The 19,004-nt window shown below is 63.7% G+C and carries 20 protein-coding genes; 11 read left to right on the forward strand and 9 right to left on the reverse strand.

Annotated features, from left to right (window positions below; genetic code table 11):
- Nucleotides 1-3 precede the first annotated feature (3 nt).
- Together LG367_RS06390 and LG367_RS06395 are read left to right on the forward strand one after the other, a co-directional pair.
- Complete coding sequence (locus LG367_RS06390) at nucleotides 4-822, forward strand: alpha/beta fold hydrolase (protein WP_226468386.1); 819 nt, start codon at nucleotides 4-6, stop codon at nucleotides 820-822.
- 20 nt (nucleotides 823-842) lie between these two features.
- Nucleotides 843-1,532 carry a hypothetical protein gene (locus tag LG367_RS06395; protein WP_226468387.1) on the forward strand — a complete coding sequence of 230 codons (690 nt, stop codon included), beginning with the start codon at nucleotides 843-845 and terminating at the stop codon, nucleotides 1,530-1,532.
- 47 nt (nucleotides 1,533-1,579) lie between these two features.
- Here the strand turns inward: LG367_RS06395 and LG367_RS06400 are convergent, their stop codons facing one another.
- The 8 genes from LG367_RS06400 to LG367_RS06435 form a co-directional block, all read right to left on the reverse strand.
- Nucleotides 1,580-2,383 (reverse strand): right-handed parallel beta-helix repeat-containing protein, encoded by an 804-nt coding sequence (locus tag LG367_RS06400; protein ID WP_226468388.1) that lies wholly within the window; start codon nucleotides 2,381-2,383, stop codon nucleotides 1,580-1,582.
- Nucleotides 2,384-2,884: 501 nt separating this feature from the next.
- Complete coding sequence (locus LG367_RS06405) at nucleotides 2,885-3,616, reverse strand: transporter (RefSeq protein WP_226468389.1); 732 nt, start codon at nucleotides 3,614-3,616, stop codon at nucleotides 2,885-2,887.
- A 46-nt stretch (nucleotides 3,617-3,662) separates the two neighbouring features.
- The gene (locus LG367_RS06410) at nucleotides 3,663-4,319 is read right to left on the reverse strand and encodes a DUF2058 domain-containing protein (RefSeq protein ID WP_226468390.1); all 657 of its coding nucleotides are present in this window, start codon (nucleotides 4,317-4,319) and stop codon (nucleotides 3,663-3,665) included.
- Between the two features lie 57 nt (nucleotides 4,320-4,376).
- Complete coding sequence (locus LG367_RS06415) at nucleotides 4,377-4,592, reverse strand: SlyX family protein (RefSeq protein WP_226468391.1); 216 nt, start codon at nucleotides 4,590-4,592, stop codon at nucleotides 4,377-4,379.
- A 4-nt stretch (nucleotides 4,593-4,596) separates the two neighbouring features.
- The gene (locus LG367_RS06420) at nucleotides 4,597-5,943 is read right to left on the reverse strand and encodes a UDP-glucose dehydrogenase family protein (RefSeq protein ID WP_226468392.1); all 1,347 of its coding nucleotides are present in this window, start codon (nucleotides 5,941-5,943) and stop codon (nucleotides 4,597-4,599) included.
- A 38-nt stretch (nucleotides 5,944-5,981) separates the two neighbouring features.
- Nucleotides 5,982-6,812: a BamJ family beta-barrel-assembly machinery protein gene (bamJ, locus tag LG367_RS06425; RefSeq protein WP_226468393.1), complete on the reverse strand. Its 831-nt coding sequence runs from the start codon at nucleotides 6,810-6,812 to the stop codon at nucleotides 5,982-5,984.
- Between the two features lie 69 nt (nucleotides 6,813-6,881).
- Nucleotides 6,882-7,817, reverse strand: coding sequence for an FKBP-type peptidyl-prolyl cis-trans isomerase (locus LG367_RS06430; protein ID WP_226468394.1), 936 nt, complete (start codon nucleotides 7,815-7,817; stop codon nucleotides 6,882-6,884).
- A gap of 157 nt (nucleotides 7,818-7,974) precedes the next feature.
- Nucleotides 7,975-8,541, reverse strand: coding sequence for a glutathione peroxidase (locus LG367_RS06435; RefSeq protein WP_226468395.1), 567 nt, complete (start codon nucleotides 8,539-8,541; stop codon nucleotides 7,975-7,977).
- 139 nt (nucleotides 8,542-8,680) lie between these two features.
- Between LG367_RS06435 and LG367_RS06440 the strand changes: the two genes are divergently transcribed.
- Genes LG367_RS06440 through LG367_RS06460 form a run of 5 tightly spaced genes read left to right on the forward strand, consistent with a single transcriptional unit; the run spans nucleotide 8,681 to nucleotide 12,203 of the window.
- Complete coding sequence (locus LG367_RS06440) at nucleotides 8,681-9,193, forward strand: hypothetical protein (RefSeq protein ID WP_226468396.1); 513 nt, start codon at nucleotides 8,681-8,683, stop codon at nucleotides 9,191-9,193.
- A 4-nt stretch (nucleotides 9,194-9,197) separates the two neighbouring features.
- Nucleotides 9,198-9,581, forward strand: coding sequence for a GntR family transcriptional regulator (locus tag LG367_RS06445; RefSeq protein WP_226468397.1), 384 nt, complete (start codon nucleotides 9,198-9,200; stop codon nucleotides 9,579-9,581).
- Nucleotides 9,578-10,480 carry an ABC transporter ATP-binding protein gene (locus tag LG367_RS06450; protein ID WP_226468398.1) on the forward strand — a complete coding sequence of 301 codons (903 nt, stop codon included), beginning with the start codon at nucleotides 9,578-9,580 and terminating at the stop codon, nucleotides 10,478-10,480. The genes LG367_RS06445 and LG367_RS06450 overlap by 4 nt, the downstream gene beginning before the upstream one ends.
- Nucleotides 10,477-11,505 carry an ABC transporter permease gene (locus LG367_RS06455; RefSeq protein WP_226468399.1) on the forward strand — a complete coding sequence of 343 codons (1,029 nt, stop codon included), beginning with the start codon at nucleotides 10,477-10,479 and terminating at the stop codon, nucleotides 11,503-11,505. Before LG367_RS06450 ends, LG367_RS06455 begins: the two co-directional genes overlap by 4 nt.
- Before the next feature lie 41 nt (nucleotides 11,506-11,546).
- Nucleotides 11,547-12,203: a YggN family protein gene (locus LG367_RS06460; protein ID WP_226468400.1), complete on the forward strand. Its 657-nt coding sequence runs from the start codon at nucleotides 11,547-11,549 to the stop codon at nucleotides 12,201-12,203.
- Between the two features lie 30 nt (nucleotides 12,204-12,233).
- Here LG367_RS06460 and LG367_RS06465 read toward each other — a convergent pair whose 3' ends face one another.
- Complete coding sequence (locus LG367_RS06465) at nucleotides 12,234-13,691, reverse strand: class II fumarate hydratase (protein WP_226468401.1); 1,458 nt, start codon at nucleotides 13,689-13,691, stop codon at nucleotides 12,234-12,236.
- Between the two features lie 148 nt (nucleotides 13,692-13,839).
- On the opposite strand from LG367_RS06465, the gene purB reads away from it, so the two are divergent.
- The 4 genes from purB to LG367_RS06485 all read left to right on the forward strand — a co-directional run bounded on the left by purB (nucleotide 13,840) and on the right by LG367_RS06485 (nucleotide 18,860).
- Complete coding sequence (gene purB, locus LG367_RS06470) at nucleotides 13,840-15,219, forward strand: adenylosuccinate lyase (RefSeq protein WP_226468402.1); 1,380 nt, start codon at nucleotides 13,840-13,842, stop codon at nucleotides 15,217-15,219.
- Entirely contained in the window at nucleotides 15,209-16,426 is a 1,218-nt protein-coding gene (locus LG367_RS06475; RefSeq protein WP_226468403.1) for a mannosyltransferase family protein, read from the forward strand. Before purB ends, LG367_RS06475 begins: the two co-directional genes overlap by 11 nt.
- A 16-nt stretch (nucleotides 16,427-16,442) precedes the next feature.
- On the forward strand, nucleotides 16,443-16,841 hold the full coding sequence (locus LG367_RS06480; RefSeq protein WP_226468404.1) for a VOC family protein: 399 nt from the start codon (nucleotides 16,443-16,445) through the stop codon (nucleotides 16,839-16,841).
- A 297-nt stretch (nucleotides 16,842-17,138) separates the two neighbouring features.
- Complete coding sequence (locus tag LG367_RS06485; protein ID WP_226468405.1) at nucleotides 17,139-18,860, forward strand: hypothetical protein; 1,722 nt, start codon at nucleotides 17,139-17,141, stop codon at nucleotides 18,858-18,860.
- Nucleotides 18,861-19,004 lie beyond the last annotated feature (144 nt).

The raw sequence follows: 19,004 nt of genomic DNA on the forward strand, positions 1-19,004 counted from the left end.
ACGATGAAGGACCACATCGTCTTCTCCCACGCCAATGGCTTCCCGGCGCCGATCTATCGCCGGTTGTTCGAGGCGTGGGCGCCGGAATTCGAGATCTCCGCCATCGATCGTTACGGCCACGATCTGCACTACCCCGTCAGCCGGGGTTGGCCGCGTCTGGTCGATCAGCTGTGCGAACACGCGCAGGCGGTTGAGACGCGAGGTAGCCGTCTATGGCTGGTCGGTCATTCGCTTGGCGGATACCTGAGCCTGCTGGCCGCGCGCAGGCTTGGCGACAAGGTGTCCGGCATCGTGCTGCTGGATTCTCCGCTGATCGCCGGTTTCAGTGCGCGTCTGCTCAAGTTCGGCCGCTGGAGCGGGCTCGATCGGCACTTCATCCCGCTCGAGCAGACTTTGCAGAGGCGTACGCATTGGCCCGATGTCGATGCCGTCCATGCGCATTACGCCGTCAAACCCGGTTTCGCCGCGTGGGATTCGCGCGTGCTGCGCGACTACGCGGAGCTTGGCACCGTCGCCACAGCCCAGGGGCGCGAGCTGCTGTTCGACCGGAACGTCGAATACCAGATCTATCGCAGCATCCCGAGCAGTAGCGTGGTCGCGGCGGCCTCGCATCTGACGATCCCGGTATCGTTCATCGCCGGCACCCGCTCGCGCGAGATGCGCCAGACTGGCCTGCGTGCGACCAAGCGTCTGGTCGGCGATCGGCTGGCATGGATCGAGGGCAGCCATCTGTTCCCGATGGAAAGCCCCGAACGCAGCGCCGCTCTCGTGAACGAAATGATCTCGGCCATGCGGACTTCAAGCATGGCCGCCGCGGCATGAGCCCTCGTTGAGGTCCGCGCATGGAATCGCAAACCGGCAACGCCGCTTTCCTCGAAAAACATGCCGCGCCCGGCCGCATCGGCCTGTGCGCTGGCAGCGACCTCACCAGCAAGATGATCCGCAAGGCGCAGGCGCCGCTGACCGCCGATGGTCATCGCAGCCAGTGGTCGCATGTCTTCATCTTCAACGAACGCCGTGTCGATGGGCATTGGTGGGTGATCGAGTCGGATCTGGATTTTCGTTACAGACAGATCCGCGTCGGCGTGCAGGAGAATCGTCTCAACCGCTATTTCGACGCGGAGAAGTTCCCGAACGTCGCCGTGCTCGACTTCGGCCTCGATCCCGACCAGATGCTGAAGGTGCAAACCGCAGCCCTGGAACTGCTGGCGGGCCTGCCGAGCTATTCGATCAGCGAACTGGCGGGCACGGTGATGGCGATGTACAGCCGCCGCCTGCGCCGGCGCAAGAATCTGCTGGAAAAGGATGGCGCCGTGTTCTGCTCGGCCATGGTGCAACACTGCTACGCAGCCGCAGGCATCGAATTCATTCCCGGCGTCCATGACAAGAACATCGCACCGCACGACATCATCGATTCCGAAGTGCCGCATCAAAGCCATAGTCTGATCCGGGATCTGGGAGTCTCGCACCTGCGGCAATTGGCGCACCAGACCGCGGAACTGCTGGAAACGCCGATCGAGAATCTGTTTTGACGACCGGAGCGGACGGGCTCCCGCCCGCCCGCTCCCGGACATGCCGCTTACGGTGCTTCGGTATTGCGTTCGGCGACAAGGCAATCACCGAAACCGGAATGCAAAACGCCGATGGCGAGGTTCGCGATACAGGTCGCTTCGACATCAGGCGTGATCCCGATGAGCCCCTGGGCATCGGTCGTGCGCATCATCATCGTGTTGTGGATGAACTTGGGCCGCTGGGAATGGCGCACTTCGACGGCGACATTGCGATATGGCTCGGAGGCAGTGAAGTCCAGAAACTGATTCCCGACGACCTGCACGTCGGCGGAGCCGTCGAGCAGCAACCCGACAACCGAAGAACCATGCGAGCCGGCGATGACGTTGTTCATCACCACGGCCCGATCCGCCAGATAGAGCTGGATGTTTTCCTGCCAGGCGGCATAAGGATTGTCGTAGTTGATGATCCTGTTCCCGATCAATTTGGAATCGCGGGCATAGACCGAGATCGCTGCGATTCTCGATTTAGAGATCGTGTTGTTGACCAGCTGGCTGTGATCACCCGAACGAAGATAGATACCGATCTGGAAATTGTTGATCTGGCAATTTCGAACCGTTACGTCTGCCGCGGAATCGATATAGACGCCGGCAAATTGCGTGCCGGAATCATCGGCGATCGCGTGCCCTTGGCAATCCAGTTCGACGTCCCCGCCGACGATGGAGAGCGGGATACCACGATCCGCAGCCAGGCAATAGGAGCCGGAATCGACGATCTGATAGGTATCGTCGGCAACGACGGTATCGCACGCGCCGGCATCCGCGCTGGATATCAGACCCGACAAGATTAGAAACGCAACAAGAACAGTACGCATGAATCCCCCGATTGATGACAACAATGGATGAAAATGACCGCATGCCATCCTTGGCGCGCGGAATTTCCGGATACGCGATCCGCGTTACGGTTTTTCGCAGTTCTCGATCGCCGTGGTGCAACGAGCGATGCCAGCCACCCCATCCTCGCCAAGGTTGGTCACGAGACCGACAAAGACATTGTCCTCGCACAGATCAGGACGCATGAGCGGCACCACCACATTGGGGACACGCGATACGTTGCATCCTGATCTCCGATAGATGGTTTGCCGATCCCCGGCCGGGCTCAATCGATGTCGATAGGCGGTGGTCCACGGCGTAAAGCCTCTGCATCCGCATGCCGGACATGCAGTGACCAGTCTTCGTATCGAGATTTCCCCAGCGGCCTTTTCGGCAAGACAATCGTACGTGGACGATGTCTCAGGGACTAAGACGGGAAGCGTCGACGACGCAAATTTCGTGAAGCAAAATCGCTATTTAGCGCGATTTCGCCTCGCTCGGAATCAGGGGAAATAAAGCGCCATGCCGATACCGCCCTGCCAATCGGGACTGTCATCGTCGAGCCCGCGCAGGAACGAGGCATCCAGTTGCAATCGCGCGGTGGCCATCCACGTCACACCACCGCCCGCGACACGGGTGCGCGCCGCGCCGGTGCCGTAGCCGGCCTCGACATAGCCTCCGACGTCCTCGCCGAGCGGAAACGCGAAGCTGGGCGAGAACATCCAGCCGCGCCCGCTGTCGCCCCAGCTGCGGTCGGCGTACAGCGAGACGCTGGTATCCGACGGAAGTGCCCAGGTGCCGGTGATGCCGACGTCGTAGTCGTGGCCGCCGTCGCCGATCGGTGCTTCGCCGAACGGCAAAGTGGCCGTGGCCAGCACCGCCCATGTGAAGTCATCACTGCTGGTCGCCGGCGCCCATTTCACGCTGGCCCAACCGTCACCACCGCCATGTTCGCTGCTGTGCTCGCCGCGTCCGCGTACTTTCACGCCGCCGAAGCTGTTCGCGCCCAGTTGCAGTTCGAGTGTGTCGGCCACGCCGAAACGCAGCAGCGTGTCGGCGATCCATGTGGTCGTGCGTATGCCATCGGTGCGATCCGTGCTGGCATCCGGCAGCCCCTGTTCCCATGCGAACGTGCCACGCGGCAAGGTTTCGGTGGCGAAAGCGATGCCGGGCCGATCGAATGCGGGCGCTGCATCATCGGCATGTGCCGGTCCCGCAAGCAATGCGACGAACAAGAGGGGGACGCGGAAAAACGCGTCCGATCCGAATGAGAGTCTCGCGCTACCAGACCAAGTCATCAGGGACTTGGTATTGGGGGTCCGCATACGGATCGTCTTCCGAGGACGCGTTCGGATCCACCTTGAGCGCGACGGACGGTGCGAACAATGCCTCGGCCTGCGCCAGCATCAGCGCATCCACCAACAGATAGCGTCCGTTGAGCTGCACCACGCCGAGCTCACCGGCATTGAGCGCCTTGAGCTGATCGGCGTTGACGTAGATGCGCTTGATCTTGCCGCCATAGTCGAAATGACGAGCGATATCCGCATTCGCGTCATTGAGCGCCTTGCCTTCGAGCAGCTCCGCCAGCTTCGCGCGTGCTTCGCGACGCTGACGCGCTTCCTCCTGCTTCAGGCGTTCCGCCTCGATGCGCTCGTCTTTTTCCTTCTGCGCGCGGATCGCGTAGGCCTTGGCCAGGTCGATGTCTTCCTGCCTGCGCGGCTTGCCGTGATGGTGCGGCTTGTTCTGTGGCTTGTTCTGCGACGGCTGCGGGCGCGCGCCCTGCCCCGGCTTGTTGCCGCCACGCGCTTCGTTCGGGCGTGGCTTGCCGGGCTTCGCGCCGTCGCGTCGAGGCGCTTTGGGATCGTGCTTCTTGGAATCTGGTTTCGGCGCCGGCTTGAAACCGAGGCCGAGCAGCTGGTCGCGCAGGCTGTCGCTCATGGAGAAATATTCTGCCGCAAGTGAGGCGAAACGGAAGCCGTCGGCTCGTGCGGGCGTTCAGTAGTGAGGCGGTGGCGGTTCGTCGGCCGGATCGGCGTAGAGCGCACCGCGGGATTGTTTCAGCTCCTCGAGCGCGCGGCGCAGCAGATCGGTCTGCCGCGCCACTTCCCGCCGCATCTCGGCCAGGGCGTCGTTCAGTTCGGCCAAGGTCTGATCCTGGAACGCCAATCGCGTCTCCAGCTCCACCAGCCGCTGTTCGAAGTCCTCCGCCATCGGATCAGGCCGCCTGGAGAGAGCGTCCGCGCCCGATGCCGTAGTACGCGAGTCCCGCGTTCTCGACTTCGCCGGGTTCGTACAGATTGCGCCCGTCGAAGATCACCCCATCGCGCAGCCGCGCTTTCAGGCGGGCGAAATCGGGGCTGCGGAACTGCTTCCATTCGGTGACGACGACCAGGGCATCGGCATCGCGCAGCGCTTCGTCGGCGCTGCTGCACAAGACCAGATCGTCGCGTTCCCCGAAGATACGCCGGGTTTCCTCCATCGCCTCCGGATCGTAGGCCTGCGCCTTGACACCGGCTTCCCAGAGTTGCTGCAACAGGCGCCGGCTGGAGGCTTCGCGCATGTCGTCGGTATTGGGCTTGAACGCGAGCCCCCACACAGCGATGGTCTTGCCGCGCAGCGCTTCGGTGCCGCCGTAGTGCCGCTGCATCAATTCGAACAGATGACCTTTCTGATGATCGTTCACCGCCTCGACCGCGTTGAGCAGCGTCGGCGCATGGCCGTGCTGCTGCGCAGTGCGTGCCAGCGCCTGCACGTCCTTCGGGAAGCAGGAGCCGCCGTAACCGGCGCCCGGATAGATGAAATGCCAGCCGATGCGCGGATCGGAACCGATGCCCTGGCGCACCATCTCGACATCGGCGCCAACCTTCTCGGCGATGTTGGCGATTTCGTTCATGAAGCTGATCTTGGTCGCCAGCATGGCGTTGGCCGCGTACTTGGTCAGCTCGGCCGAACGCACGTCCATCACCACGATGCGATCGTGGTTGCGGTTGAACGGTGCGTACAGACGACGCAGCCGTTCGACCGCCCTGGGATTGTCGGAACCGATGACGATGCGGTCGGGACGCATGCAGTCCTCGACCGCGGCGCCTTCCTTCAGGAACTCGGGGTTGGAGACGACATCGAAGGCGATCTCGACGTTGCGGGCTGCGAGCGCATTGGCGATCGCCGTCCGCACCTTGTCCGCGGTGCCGACGGGGACCGTCGATTTATCGACGATCACCGCCGGGCGGTCGAGGTGTTCGCCGACGGTTCTGGCCACCGCCAGCACGTACTGCAGGTCGGCGCTGCCGTCCTCGTCCGGCGGCGTGCCCACGGCGATGAAGATGACATCGCCGTGGGCGACGGCTTGCGCCGCGTCCGTCGTGAAACGCAGGCGGCCGGCCGCATGGTTGGCCTTCACCATCGGCTCGAGACCGGGCTCGTAGATCGGGATTACGCCGTTGTTGAGGCCATCGACCTTTGCCTGGTCGATGTCCACGCACACGACGTCATGCCCAACCTCGGCCAGGCACGTTCCCGTGACCAGGCCGACATAACCCGTTCCAAAAATCGCTACCCGCATTCAACTACTCCGTATGCAACCGACAGGTTCCGTTTCGCTTACTTCTTCGCGGCGGGTGCGCCCGGCGCGGCGGCGGGGGCTCCGGGCTTCATGATTTCCAGAAGCTCCACTTCGAACACCAGCGTCGCGTTCGGCGGAATCGGGCCGCCCGGCGTGCCCTGCTCGCCATAGCCGAGCTTGCTCGGAATGAACAGCTTGTACTTACTGCCCACCGGCATCAGCTGCACGCCTTCGGCCCAACCCGGCGCGACCTGGTTGAGCGGGAAGATGGCGGGTTCGCCGCGATCGTAGGAGCTGTCGAACACCTTGCCGTCGAGCAGTTCGCCCTTGTAGTGCACGCGGACGGTATCGGTGGCGGTCGGCTTCGGACCCTTGCCTTCGGTCAGCACCTGGTACTGCAGGCCGGAGGCCGTCGTCTGCACGCCCGCCTTCTTGCCGTTCTCGGCGAAGAACTTCTCGCCTTCTGCGGCGTTCTTCTTCTTGTCTTCTTCCATCTTGGCCAGCTGCTTGGCCTGCATTTCCTGGGCGAAGGTCTGTCCGACCTTCTGCGCCTGCTCGTCGGTCAGCAGCAGCTTGCCGCCGTCGAGGGTCGTCTTCAGCGCCTTGGTGAGGGTGTCGAAATCGATCTCGTCCTTGATCTGCTTCAGCGACTTGCCCATCTCCATGCCGATCATGTAGCTCGCCTGTTCCTTCGTGGTCTTCAGGCCGCTGCTCTTGGCGATGTCGTCCGCGCCGGCCTTGTCGGCGCCCTTCTCGGCCGACTTGTCTTCAGGTTTGGCGCCGTCCTCGATCTTCTTGCAGGCGGCGAAGCCGATCACCAGCGAGGCGGCCAGCAGCCCGGTGGCGGCGGTACGGAAGTGGGATGTCATCGTTGGGTAACTCCTGGGATATGGGAAAGCGGACGAAGACCGGCGATCTGCAGGCCGGTGGGTGGAAAATCAGAGGATATCGAGCAATTCGACATCGAAGACGAGGGTGGAGTTCGCGCCGATGCCGGGGCCGCCCTTTTCGCCGTAAGCGAGGTTGCCCGGAATCCAGAACCGGTATTTCGCGCCGACCGGCATCATCGAGACGCCTTCGGTCCAGCCCGCGATGACTTGGTTCAGGCCGAATTCGGCCGGCTCGCCACGCTTGTAGGAGCTGTCGAACACCGTGCCGTCGAGCAGCGTGCCCTCGTAGTTGACGCGAACGTGGTCGCTCGGCAGCGGACGTTTGCCCGATCCCTGGCGCAGCACCATGTACTGCAGACCCGAGGGCGTGGTGAAGACGCCCTTGACGGTCTTGTTCTTGGCGAGGAATTCGCGGCCCGCGGCTTCATTCTTCTCACCGACCTTGGCGGTTTCGGCCTGCATGCGCTCGCCCAGCGACTTGCGCACCGCATCCATCTCGGCATCGGTCAGCAGCGATTTGCCGTCGGCGAAACGCGTGCGCACGGCCTGCATCAGCGTCGGCAGATCGATCTGGTCCTTCAGCGGCTGCAGCGAGCGGCCCACTTCGATGCCCAGGAACAATCCGGCCTTGTCCTTGGCGACTTCCGGCGGCGGCGTTCCCGGCGCCACGCCCGGCAGCGGCTGACCGTTGCGCGCGGCGATGCGCATCATCAGCGTCTTGCCGATCGTCATGGCCTCGGCTTCCTCGAGCAACGGCTTGCCGCCGTCGAGGCTGTTGCGGATCGAGCGCTCCAGCGCGGCCAGGTCGATGTCCTGGGCGGCGGGCTGGAACGAACGCCCCACGTCCATGCCGATCGTGTAGCTGACCTTGTCGCGTTCGCTGACCAGCGCGGGCTTGTCTTGCGCCAAGACGGGAGTCATGGTCGCCAACTGCGCGACCGCGACCATCGACAGCACGGCGACGCCGCGCAGTAAAAACTTCATCCTGTAACTCTCCGTGAGTGGGATTGCATTGGAGCGAGCGCGGCCGAATCCGCGCTGCCGCCGCCTAGGCGAGGCCGGCTATTGTCGCGGGCGCCGCGCGCAGGGGCAAACCTGCAAGGGCGGACCTGTGAACAGGTCCAGCCCGGGACGATGAAACTCAGCGGCCCGCACGGGGGCGCGGCGCCTTCAACGCCTGCTCGATCGCGGCCACGACTTCGGGGGCATCCGGCTTGACCTTGCTGCCAAAATTGGCGGCCACCTTGCCATCGCGTCCGATCACGTACTTGTGAAAGTTCCACTTGGGCTCTTCGCCTGTGGCGGCTTTCAGGTCCTTGTACAAAGGCGTCGCATCCGGCCCGACCACGTGGACTTTCTGGAACATCGGGAACTTCACGCCGTAGGTCAGCGTGCAGAATTCCTGGATCTTCTTCTCGTCGTCGAATTCCTGCGCCTTGAAATCACCCGACGGAAATCCGAGCACGGCGAATCCCTGCGCCTTGTATTTGGCATGCAGGCCTTCCAGCGCCTCGAACTGCGGCGTGAATCCGCATTTGCTGGCGGTGTTGACGATCAGCAGCACGTCGCCGCCATATGTCTTGGCCAGATCGACCGGCTGCTTCCCCGCCAGCGGCCGGTAGCTGCGGTCCAGCAGGCCGCCTGTCGCCGCCACGGCCGCTCCGCAGAGCAGAAGCAGCAGAGATGCAACGTAAGTCTTTGATTTCATTTATACATTCCTGGATCCACACAAGCGCTGGCAAGAGTATGACTTTAGTTGGGTGTTCGCGGCAGTGAATTCTGTTGACGCCCCGTGTTTTGGTGTTATAGTTAGATACAACACCGATCACCCAGGAAGGACGCCCGCCATGCACCGCAAACTGCACAACTCCCTGCTGGCCTTCTCCATCGTCGGGCTGCTCCTGGCCGGAGGATTCCTCATCGGCCGTCCCGTCGCAACATCGCCTGAGATCGCCCCGACGCTCGCCGAGGCTTCGACCGCCCAGGCGGAAGCCCGGCGCATCGAAGCTGACGCCAAAGCCGCCGTGGCCAATGCCCGCGCCGCCATCGCCGACGCGCGCGCCAAGGCCCTGGAAGTCCGGATCGAGGCCAAGGCTAACGCGTTGGCGGCCAAGCTCGAAGCCAAGGCCAATGCCGGCGCCGACGTCGGCGAGGTCGTCGCCGCCGCACTGGCGCTGACCACCGAACTCACCACCGATGCCGCGCTGGGTGCCGCCCTGCACGCGAGCCAGATCAGTGCCGCGGTCGAACCGGCGGCCGAGCCCGTCCGGTCACGCAAGTCCAAGTCGCACCGGCTGCGCAACGCCTTCGCCGTTCCTTATTTTTCCTTCGCACGCGGGCTGCGTCGCAGCGGGAGCTGAGCAGATGACGGGAATCCAATGGAGTGATGGCGCCCCCATCTATCGCCAACTCAAGGAACGCGTGGTGGCGATGATGCTCGACGGGGTGCTCAAACCCGGCGACGCCCTGCCCTCGGTACGGCAGGTGGCCGCCGAATACCAACTCAATCCGATCACAGTCTCGCGCGCCTACCAGGAGCTTGCCGACGAGGCGCTTGTCGAAAAACGCAGAGGACTCGGCATGTACGTGACCGAAGAAGCATCAAGGAAGCTGCTCTCCAACGAGCGCGAGCGTTTCCTCAAGGAAGAGTGGCCACTGGTGATGGAGCGCATCCAGCGCCTGGGGCTGTCGATGGAGGATCTGCTCAAGCCTGATGTACAGGCACCGAAGCAGGGAGAAGGCGCATGAGTGCCATTGCCACCTCCCACGATGCCGGGCAAGACTCCATCGTCAGCGCCCGCCAGCTTCGCAAGGCCTACAGGACCACGGTCGCGCTCGACGACACCAGTTTCGAGATCGCGCCGGGCAGGATCATCGGCCTGATCGGCCCCAATGGCGCCGGCAAGACCACCGCGCTGAAGGCGATCCTCGGACTCACCCCGTTCGAAGGCCAGCTCAAGGTGCTCGGCCGCGATCCGCGCACGCAGCGCGACGAGCTGATGAACGATGTCTGCTTCATCGCCGACGTCGCGGTGCTGCCACGCTGGATCCGTGTCGGCCAGGCTATCGACTTCGTCGCCGGCATACATCCGCGCTTCGATCGCGAGAAGTGCGAACGCTTCCTCGCCAACACCAAGCTCAAGAAGACCCAGCGCGTGCGCGAACTGTCGAAAGGCATGATCGTGCAGCTGCATCTGGCGCTGGTGATGGCGATCGACGCGCGCCTGCTGGTGCTCGACGAACCCACGCTGGGTCTCGACATCCTCTATCGCAAGCAGTTCTACCAACGCTTGCTGGAAGACTATTTCGACGAGCAGAAGACCATCATCATCACCACGCATCAGGTCGAGGAGGTCGAACACATCCTCACCGACGTGATGTTCATCCGCAACGGCAAGATCGTGCTGGATGCGGCCATGGACGAGGTCAGCGAGCGGTACACGGAAGTGCTAGTCAGCGCCGATCGCGTGGATGCCGCGCGCGCGCTGAAGCCGCTTGACGAGCGCGCCCTGCCCTTTGGCAAGGTCGTCATGTTGTTCGACGGCCGGCAGGCCGCCGGAACCTCACAGCTTGCCGCCCTCGGCGAAACCCGCACACCCGGCCTGGCCGATCTGTTCGTCGCCCTGATGAAAGGTACCTACGCATGAACGCGATCGTCGAATCACAGGATTCCACTTCCGCCTTCCGCAGCAAGGGTGCGTCCATCTCCGTTTCGCAACGGTTCCTGCTGCTGCTCAAGCGCGAATTCTGGGAACATCGCGGCGGCTTCCTGTGGGCACCGCTGGTGACCGGCGCCATTGCCATCCTGTTCTCGCTGTTCGGCGCGATCGCCGGTTCGCTGATGTTCGACGGCCGCAACATGCGGGTGAATGATCTGAGCTTCAACGGCGCGGGCGGCGTGGAAGCAGTGCGACATGCGGTCGGCTTCGCCGGCGACATCGCGCTGCTGGTCGGCGTCGGCATCACGACCTCGGTGCTCGTCTTCGTCGTGTTCTTCTACGCGCTCGGCTCGCTCTACGATGAACGCAAGGACCGCAGCGTGCTGTTCTGGAAATCGCTGCCGGTGTCGGATGCCGAAACCGTGCTGTCGAAGGCGACCTGGGCATTGCTGCTGGCGCCAGCCCTTGCCGTCGTCATCGGACTGATCGTCGGCGTCACGCTGTGGCTGATCACGGCCGGGATGATGCTCGTGAACGGCATTCCCGGTGCCGAAGCGGTCTTCTCGCGCTCGCATCCCTTCCGCGTCATCACGCACGTGCTGTCGACAATTCCCATCTACGTGCTCTGGGCGCTGCCGACGGTGGGCTGGCTGATGCTGTGCTCTGCCTGGGCGCGCAGCAAGCCCTTCCTCTGGGCGGTGCTGCTGCCTTTCCTCGGCGCCATCCTGATCAGCTGGATGGGCGGCGTCACCGGTCTCGCGGTTCCGTATGGCTCGGTCTGGTACACGCTGGTGGTGCGCGGTCTGCTGAGCATCGCGCCGGGCACCTGGTATTTCAACCACGAAGCCAGCCCACAACGTCTCAACGGCCCGACCGATCTGGCCAACGCCATCGATTTCAGCAGTACCTGGCAAGTGCTCGGCACGCTCGATCTGTGGATCGGCGCGGCGATCGGCGCCGCCATGATCTACGCCGCGATCTGGCTGCGCCGGCACCGCGAACTGGCCGACTGAAACCTCCGCTCCCGACACGAGACAGAACAGGAATCCCGAGCATGAACGCTACACGATCCCTGCTTTCCGCCCTGCCCCTGGCCTGCGCGCTTGCGCTGAGCGCCTGCGGACAGGCGCCGCAAAACGCCAGCGATTCGGTCGTCAAGAAAGCCATCGACGAAGCCAAGGCCGGCATCGATCAGGCCCGGGTCGGCATGAACGACGCTCGCGCCGAGATCGCCAAGGCCCGCGAGAAACTGGGGCAGGAAAATCTGTCGATCGGTGACGGCAACAAGAAACTGCCGAAAGCGGAAATCACGCCGGAGGGCGATCTGCTGATCGGCGGCACCAAGGTGGATGTCAACGAGCAGCAGCACGCATTGCTGGAAACCTACCGGACCCGGCTGCTGGCCGTCGCCCAAAGCGGCATGGATGTCGGCGTGCAAGGCGCCGATATCGGTCTGAATGCGGCCGGCGAAGCGCTCAAGGGCGTCTTCAACGGCGTCGATACCCAACAGATCGAAGCGAAGATCGCCCCGCACGTCGAGAAACTGAAGGCCAAGGCATTGGCATTGTGCAATCACCTGCCCGGCTTGCTGGAAGCGCAAACGAAGCTGGCTGACGCACTGCCGGCGTTCAAGCCCTACGCGACGATGAGCGTCTCCGACATCGACGATTGCAAGAAGGACGCAACCGACGCCACGGACAGTTCGACCTGACGATGATCGTGAAGGGCGGCACTCCCGCCCTCACCCACCGCCGCTTCCGCCACCGGCATGGATGCCACCACGGGTGAGCGCGGCGGGATCGAGCAGCTTCTTCAATTCAGACGCCGACAGGCCGCTGTCTTCCAACGCCACGTCGAATACCGGGCGATTTTCCTTGTACGCGCGCTTGGCGATGGCGGCGGCCTTTTCGTAGCCGATGATCGGATTCAACGCCGTGACCAGGATCGGATTGCGGCCGAGCGCGGCCTCGATGTTGTCCTTGCGCAGCTTCAGCCCCGCGATCGCACTGTCGGCGAGCAGGCGCGAGACCGCTGCCAGCAGCGAAATCGAATCCAGCAGGTTGACCGCGATCAGGGGCAAGGTCACGTTCAACTGGAAATTGCCGGTCTGACCGGCCACCGTGATCGCGGTGTGGTGCCCGATCACCTGCGCGCAGACCATCACCGTCGCCTCGGGGATCACCGGATTCACCTTGCCCGGCATGATCGAACTGCCCGGCTGCAGTGCCGGCAATTCGATTTCGCCAATCCCCGCGAGCGGGCCGGAATTCATCCAGCGCAGGTCGTTGGCGATCTTCATCAACGCCACCGCCAGGGCATTGAGCTGACCCGACAGCTCCACCGCGTCGTCCTGCGCCGCGAGGCCTTCGAACTTGTCGACCGCCGATTCGAACTTCGTCTTCGTCAACGACGATAACGTCTTCGCCATCGCCTTGCCGAAGCGCGGATCGGCATTGATGCCGGTCCCGATCGCGGTGCCGCCGATCGGCAGCCGGCGCAGGCGCTTGAGCGCGTCCTCGATGCGTGCCTCCGCAGAGGTCAGTTGCGACGACCAGGCGCCGAATTCCTGGCCGAAGGTCAGCGGCATCGCATCCATCAGATGCGTGCGGCCGGTCTTGACCACCTTGGCGTAGGCCTTGGCGCGGCCGTCGATGGTCTTGCGCAGGTGCTTGAGTGCGGGAAGCAATGTCTCGACCGTCGCTAGCTGCGCCGAGACGCGGATCGCAGTGGGGATCACGTCGTTCGAACTCTGCCCGAGATTGACGTGGTCGTTCGCATGGACCTTCCTGCCGGCCTTCGAGGCGAGCGTGGCGATCACCTCATTGGCGTTCATGTTCGAGGACGTGCCGGAGCCGGTCTGGTAGATGTCGATCGGGAAGTGCGCGTCGTGCGCGCCTTCGGCGACTTCCAGCGCGGCGGCGTGGATGGCCTTGGCCGCATTCTTGGGCAGCAGGCCGAGATCGGAATTCACGGAGGCCGCGCTGGCCTTGATCAGGCCGAGCGCACGAATGAAGCCGCGCGGCAGCGGCCGGCCGGAGACGGGGAAATTCTGGACGGCGCGCTGGGTCTGCGCGCCCCACAGCGCGTCGGCGGGGACTTTCAATTCGCCCATGCTGTCGTGCTCGATACGGAAGCGGTCCTGTTTCTGGTCCAGCTTGTTTTGACTCTTCTTGCTCTGGTTCTGCTTGGAAGCGGCCATGACTGCGCTCGTACTGTCCTGATTGGGGGGAAGTCCGCACATCGAACCGTGTCGCCGGCACGGCGGAAGCACGGACTTTTGCGGGGGAAGCCGCATAACGATACGCCCCAGCGATTAGAATTGCCGCCTGCCCGCTCCTCGACCCGCCATGTCCTCTGCCGAGATCGAAACCCAACTCCTCGCCCTCTCTCCGCTCGACGGCCGCTACGCCGGCAAGGTCGACGCCCTGCGCCCGATCTTTTCCGAATACGGCCTGATCAAGGCGCGCATCCGCGTCGAGGTGGAATGGCTGCTGGCCCTGGCCGCGGAACCGGGCATCGTGGAGTTGAAGCCGTTCTCGCAGGCCGCGATCGCGAAACTGCGCGGCCTGACGGACGGTTTCGCGGTCACGGACGCGGCTCGCATCAAGGAGATCGAGCGCACGACCAACCACGACGTCAAGGCGGTCGAATACTTCATCAAGGAACGCTTGAAGGACGACGCGGAGCTGGGCCCAGCGCTGGAGTTCGTGCATTTCGCCTGCACCAGCGAGGACATCAACAATCTGTCCTACGCCCTGATGCTCAACGAAGCCCGGCGCGAAGTGCTGCTGCCGAAGCTCGACACCCTGATCGAACGCCTGCGCGCGATGGCGCACGAATATGCCGCGCTGCCGATGCTCTCGCGCACGCACGGGCAGACGGCATCGCCGACCACGGTTGGCAAGGAGCTCGCCAACGTGGTGGCGCGCCTGCGCCGTCAGGGCGAGCAGCTGGCGGCGGTGTCGCTGTCGGGCAAGATCAACGGCGCGGTCGGCAACTACAACGCGCATGCCGTGTCCTATCCGGACGTCGACTGGCCGCTGTTTGCGCAGCGCTTCGTCGAATCGCTCGACCTCGATTTCAATCCCTACACCACCCAGATCGAACCGCACGACAGCGTCGCGGAGATCTCCGATGCGCAGAAACGCATCGATACGATCTGCATCGACCTGTGCCGCGACATCTGGGGTTATATCTCGCTCGGTTATTTCAAGCAGGCGGTCAAAGCCGGCGAAGTCGGCAGTTCCACCATGCCGCACAAGGTCAATCCGATCGATTTCGAGAACGCCGAGGGCAACTTCGGCATCGCCAACGCCCTGTTCGAGCATTTCGCGGCGAAGCTGCCGATCAGCCGCTGGCAGCGCGATCTCACCGACTCCACCGTGCTGCGCGCGCTGGGCACGGCCTTCGGCCACGCGCTGATCGGCTACGACGCGCTGCTGCGCGGCCTGGGCAAGCTCTCGGCCAGCCCCGAGCGCCTGGCCGCCGACCTCAACGCATCCTGGGAAGTGCTAGCCGAAGCCGTGCAGACGGTGATGCGCCGCCACGGGCTGCCGGAGCCATACGAACAGCTCAAGGCGCTCACGCGCGGCCAGGGCATCAATGCGGATTCCATGCGCGCCTTCATCGAATCGCTGGCACTGCCGGCAGAGGACAAGGCGCGCCTGCTGGAGATGACGCCCGCCAGCTATACCGGATTGGCCGAGAAACTGGCGCGTGACATCTGACGTCACCCAGCGACCCGCAGACATTTCACTGGACACGAGCGCGCCCGCGCGCTCCAGCAATTGGCGACGGGCGCTGTCGGCGGCCGTATTCGCCTTCGTTCTATCGCGCACGCTGATCCTGCTTTCGGCCGCGATCACCATCGCGATCGCCCAGCAGTGGAAGGGCATGGGCTCCGATCCGCAGGATATCCGGCTCTTCACGCCGGAAGCGGTGGCGCACCTGCACACGATCGCTTTCGCCAACGACGCGGGCTGGTACAGCACCATCGTGTCGCAGGGCTACGAAACGCGCCCATTCGATACCAGCGCACAAGCCAACTGGGCGTTCTTTCCATTGCATCCGTTGTTGTGGAGTTCGTTGACCTGGCTCGGGTTCGACATGCGCAACGCCGGCCTCGTGTTGGTCAATCTGTTGTTCTTCATCGCTTTGATCCAGGTGCATCGCTGGGTGCAGGTCATGCGCGATGAAGCGACCGCGACGCGCGCGGTGCTGTGCCTGGCGCTGTTTCCCACGTCGTACTTCTTCTCCCTGCCATGGAGCGAGTCGCTGTTCGTCCTGCTGTCGGCCTCCAGCCTGCTGGCGATCGCGCAGCGGCGCTGGGGTAATTCCACCGTGTTCAATGCCCTCGCCTCGGCGACGCGGCCGACAGGCGTGTTCCTGTCGGCGTTGATGTGGTGGGAAGCGCGCGAAGGCCGCCACCTGCCGCCGCCGAAGATCTGGCTGTTCGCGGTGCTCGGATTGAGTGGGCTGTTCGCGTTCATGGCCTTGCTCTGGCACAAGACCGGCAATCCGTTCGCGTTCTCGGACATCCAGACCACCTGGGGACGCGAAAGCGTGACCCTGCGCCGCATGCTGGACCCGCTCTATCGTTCGCTGCGTCAGCCATTGCAACTGACCGAGAACTGGAACGTGCATTGGCTCAACAACGCCGCGCTGCTGCTCGGGCTGGCGGGAAGCGCCTGGCTGTGGCGCGCACGCCAACGCGGACTGGCCCTGTACGCGCTGATCTGTATCCTGCTGCCATGGTCGACCGGCACGCTGATGAGCATGGCGCGTTATGTGGTGTCCTGCGTGCCGCTATTCTTCGCTTTCGCCTGCTGGTTGGAGCGCCCGCGCTGGTGGACGGCATGTATCGTGATCAGCGCCTCACTTCTGGTCGGCATGACGGCCTGCTTCACGCTCGGCACCAATTTCGTAGGTGCGTAGACCAAGGCGGCTTCGCATGAAACTGCTGCTCAACATCGATGTTCCCGATCTCGCCGCCGCTGAGGCGTTCTACACAGCGGCGTTCGATTTGCGGCCCGCGCGCCGACTCGGCGATGGCGTGGTCGAACTGCTCGGCGCGGAAGTTCCGATTTATCTTCTGAAAAAGGCCGAAGGCAGCACGGGCGCGGGCAGTTCGAAACGCGATTACACGCGTCACTGGACGCCGCTGCACTGTGATGTCGTCGTCGACGATCTGGAAGCCGCCCTCGTCCGCGCCGTGCGCGCTGGCGCGACGCAGGAAGGCGGCATCCGTGAAGCATCATGGGGACGCATCGTGCACATCGCCGATCCGTACGGACATGGGTGGTGCCTGCTGCAATTCGTCGGGCGTGGCTACGACGAGATCGCCAATTAAAAATATCGCGAATTTAAAACCTCGCGAATTGAAAGATGTCACATCTTCGAAAAACATCGCGCTCGTATTGCGACCGCAGCAATGCACTTCACGTCGCATGGACGAGCACATCGACACAGTGACGCACGAAGGACACGCAATTCGCGGTACGTCGAGTATCTGATCCGCACACGGCGGGAATGAAGGGGATTCTGCAGCGGCGATTGGGTCGCCCGAGGGCGGTGGATGCGGTGCGCCTTCGATGCTCACCGGCAGTCGCAATGTCGCCGGCCCCTGCTCACCCTCGAGGAATCCGATATGCACGTCCTGCAACCGTGTCTGCTCGCCGGCGCGATCGCGCTGTCGTTCGCCACCGCCTCTCATGCCGCCAAGCCATCTGCGGTCTCCAAACAGGCCATGTCGTTGACGAAGAACGTCGCGACGCCGGAGCGCGGCATCGTCAAGCGCGATGGCCGTTATCGCGGCGACGGCTCCGTCATCAGCCTGTACCAGCCGAATTTCGTGGCGCCCACCAGTCTGAAGACAGGCGCCAGCGACTCGCAGCGCGAGGCAGCCGCGGCGAGTGCCGCATACGAATATCTGGTGGCCCGCCATGATGTCCTCGGCTTGAAGGAGGATGCGCTCAGCGATCTGCAGCAGATCCGCGTGCGCAGTTTTCCGGGCTTCTCGGTGGTGCGCTATCGCCAACAGCAACAAGGCATGCCGGTCTATGGCAGCGATATCGCCGTCACGGTGCAGGACAGCGGCAACATCCTCTATGTCAGCAACCGTGCCGTGCGCGGATTGGCACCGGTGACTGTCGCCAAGAGCGGCGGATTCGATCAGAGTCGCGCGACCACGATCGCCCGCGATTATCTGGGCGGCAAGCCACTGCATCATCAGAGAGCCGAGCGCGTGGTCTATCGCGATCCGCAAGGCAAGACCATGATTGCCTGGCGCGTGGAAGCCGATCGCTGGGAAGTGCTCGTCGACGAGCGCAGCGGCGAGGTGGTGCGCGCCGAGGACACCACACTGTATGCGAATGCCCAGCCCACCGTCGCCAGTGGTTGGGTGTTCCAGCCCGACCCGTTATCCTCCGCGCGCAAGGCTTATGACGATGCGGGCTACACCGACGGCGACAACGCCAACACGCCCGAGCTGACCGCGCAGCTGCGCACCATCCTGTTGCGCGACATCAGCTATCTGCCCGGTCAACGCACTTTCCGCCTCACCGGCCCCTTCGCCGACTGCCGTGACATCGAAGAGCCCAACGACAACGCCTGCCCGAACCAGAAGGAGCGCAATTTCCACTACGCGCGCGACCACGTGAACTTCGACGCCGTCAATGCGTACTTCCATATCGACAGCTACATGCGCTACGTCAACAACACGTTGAAGATCGCCGTGGTGCCCTATCAGTACAAGGGCGGCGTGCGCTTCGATCCACATGGCTTCTTCGGTTCGGACAATTCGCGCTATTCGCGTCTGGCCGGCGATCTGTCCTTCGGCGAAGGCGGCGTCGACGATGCCCAGGACGCCGATGTGGTGGTCCACGAACTCGGTCATGGTCTGCACGATTGGCTCACCGACGGCAATCTCTCGCAGGTGGAAGGCCTGTCCGAAGGCGTGGGCGACTATCTCGCGGCCGGTTACAGCCGTGACCAAGCGGGCCAGTGGCAACCCGGCGAGGAAGCCTACGAGTGGGTGTTCAATTGGGACGGCCACAATCCGTTCTGGGACGGCCGCGTCACCAACTGGCATCTCACTCACACTTATCCCGACATCGGCTTCGGCCACACCGCCGGGCAGTATTGGTCCTCGTGCAATCTGGTGGCGCGCAAGGCGGTGGGTGCCCGTGACATGGACAAGGCCTTCCTGGCCGGCCTGACCATGACCAGCGGCGACACCAACCAGAAGGACGCGGCCCAGGCCGTGATCAACGCGGCGGCGGCACTCGGCTACTCGCGCGCCAAGGTCAAGGCGATCGGCAATGCCTATAACGTGTCCTGCGACTATGAAGTGACGGTGCCGGCCGTCTGATGCGGCATCCGCTCCGTGGGCGCGCGCGTCGCGTCCACGGACGTTCCCGCGCGCGACGAGGACGGCCGCCCCGTGCTTCGGAGTATCATTCGCAAAACCGCGCACACCGTCTCTCCGTGCAGGCGCAGGCGCCGGAAACCCGCA

The sequence above is a fragment of the Luteimonas panaciterrae genome, from assembly GCF_020511115.1.
Taxonomy (GTDB): domain Bacteria; phylum Pseudomonadota; class Gammaproteobacteria; order Xanthomonadales; family Xanthomonadaceae; genus Luteimonas; species Luteimonas panaciterrae.

What these genes read in the sequence shown, in the direction of transcription:
- LG367_RS06440 (WP_226468396.1), top strand. Translation starts at nt 8,681, where the DNA reads ATGCACCGCAAACTGCACAACTCCCTGCTGGCCTTCTCCATCGTCGGG.
- LG367_RS06485 (WP_226468405.1), top strand. Translation starts at nt 17,139, where the DNA reads ATGCACGTCCTGCAACCGTGTCTGCTCGCCGGCGCGATCGCGCTGTCG.
- LG367_RS06450 (WP_226468398.1), top strand. Translation starts at nt 9,578, where the DNA reads ATGAGTGCCATTGCCACCTCCCACGATGCCGGGCAAGACTCCATCGTC.
- LG367_RS06460 (WP_226468400.1), top strand. Translation starts at nt 11,547, where the DNA reads ATGAACGCTACACGATCCCTGCTTTCCGCCCTGCCCCTGGCCTGCGCG.
- LG367_RS06390 (WP_226468386.1), top strand. Translation starts at nt 4, where the DNA reads ATGAAGGACCACATCGTCTTCTCCCACGCCAATGGCTTCCCGGCGCCG.
- LG367_RS06395 (WP_226468387.1), top strand. Translation starts at nt 843, where the DNA reads ATGGAATCGCAAACCGGCAACGCCGCTTTCCTCGAAAAACATGCCGCG.
- LG367_RS06430 (WP_226468394.1), bottom strand. Translation starts at nt 7,817, where the DNA reads ATGAAGTTTTTACTGCGCGGCGTCGCCGTGCTGTCGATGGTCGCGGTC.
- bamJ (WP_226468393.1), bottom strand. Translation starts at nt 6,812, where the DNA reads ATGACATCCCACTTCCGTACCGCCGCCACCGGGCTGCTGGCCGCCTCG.
- LG367_RS06455 (WP_226468399.1), top strand. Translation starts at nt 10,477, where the DNA reads ATGAACGCGATCGTCGAATCACAGGATTCCACTTCCGCCTTCCGCAGC.
- LG367_RS06400 (WP_226468388.1), bottom strand. Translation starts at nt 2,383, where the DNA reads ATGCGTACTGTTCTTGTTGCGTTTCTAATCTTGTCGGGTCTGATATCC.
- LG367_RS06480 (WP_226468404.1), top strand. Translation starts at nt 16,443, where the DNA reads ATGAAACTGCTGCTCAACATCGATGTTCCCGATCTCGCCGCCGCTGAG.
- purB (WP_226468402.1), top strand. Translation starts at nt 13,840, where the DNA reads ATGTCCTCTGCCGAGATCGAAACCCAACTCCTCGCCCTCTCTCCGCTC.
- LG367_RS06420 (WP_226468392.1), bottom strand. Translation starts at nt 5,943, where the DNA reads ATGCGGGTAGCGATTTTTGGAACGGGTTATGTCGGCCTGGTCACGGGA.
- LG367_RS06435 (WP_226468395.1), bottom strand. Translation starts at nt 8,541, where the DNA reads ATGAAATCAAAGACTTACGTTGCATCTCTGCTGCTTCTGCTCTGCGGA.
- LG367_RS06410 (WP_226468390.1), bottom strand. Translation starts at nt 4,319, where the DNA reads ATGAGCGACAGCCTGCGCGACCAGCTGCTCGGCCTCGGTTTCAAGCCG.
- LG367_RS06445 (WP_226468397.1), top strand. Translation starts at nt 9,198, where the DNA reads ATGACGGGAATCCAATGGAGTGATGGCGCCCCCATCTATCGCCAACTC.
- LG367_RS06465 (WP_226468401.1), bottom strand. Translation starts at nt 13,691, where the DNA reads ATGGCCGCTTCCAAGCAGAACCAGAGCAAGAAGAGTCAAAACAAGCTG.
- LG367_RS06415 (WP_226468391.1), bottom strand. Translation starts at nt 4,592, where the DNA reads ATGGCGGAGGACTTCGAACAGCGGCTGGTGGAGCTGGAGACGCGATTG.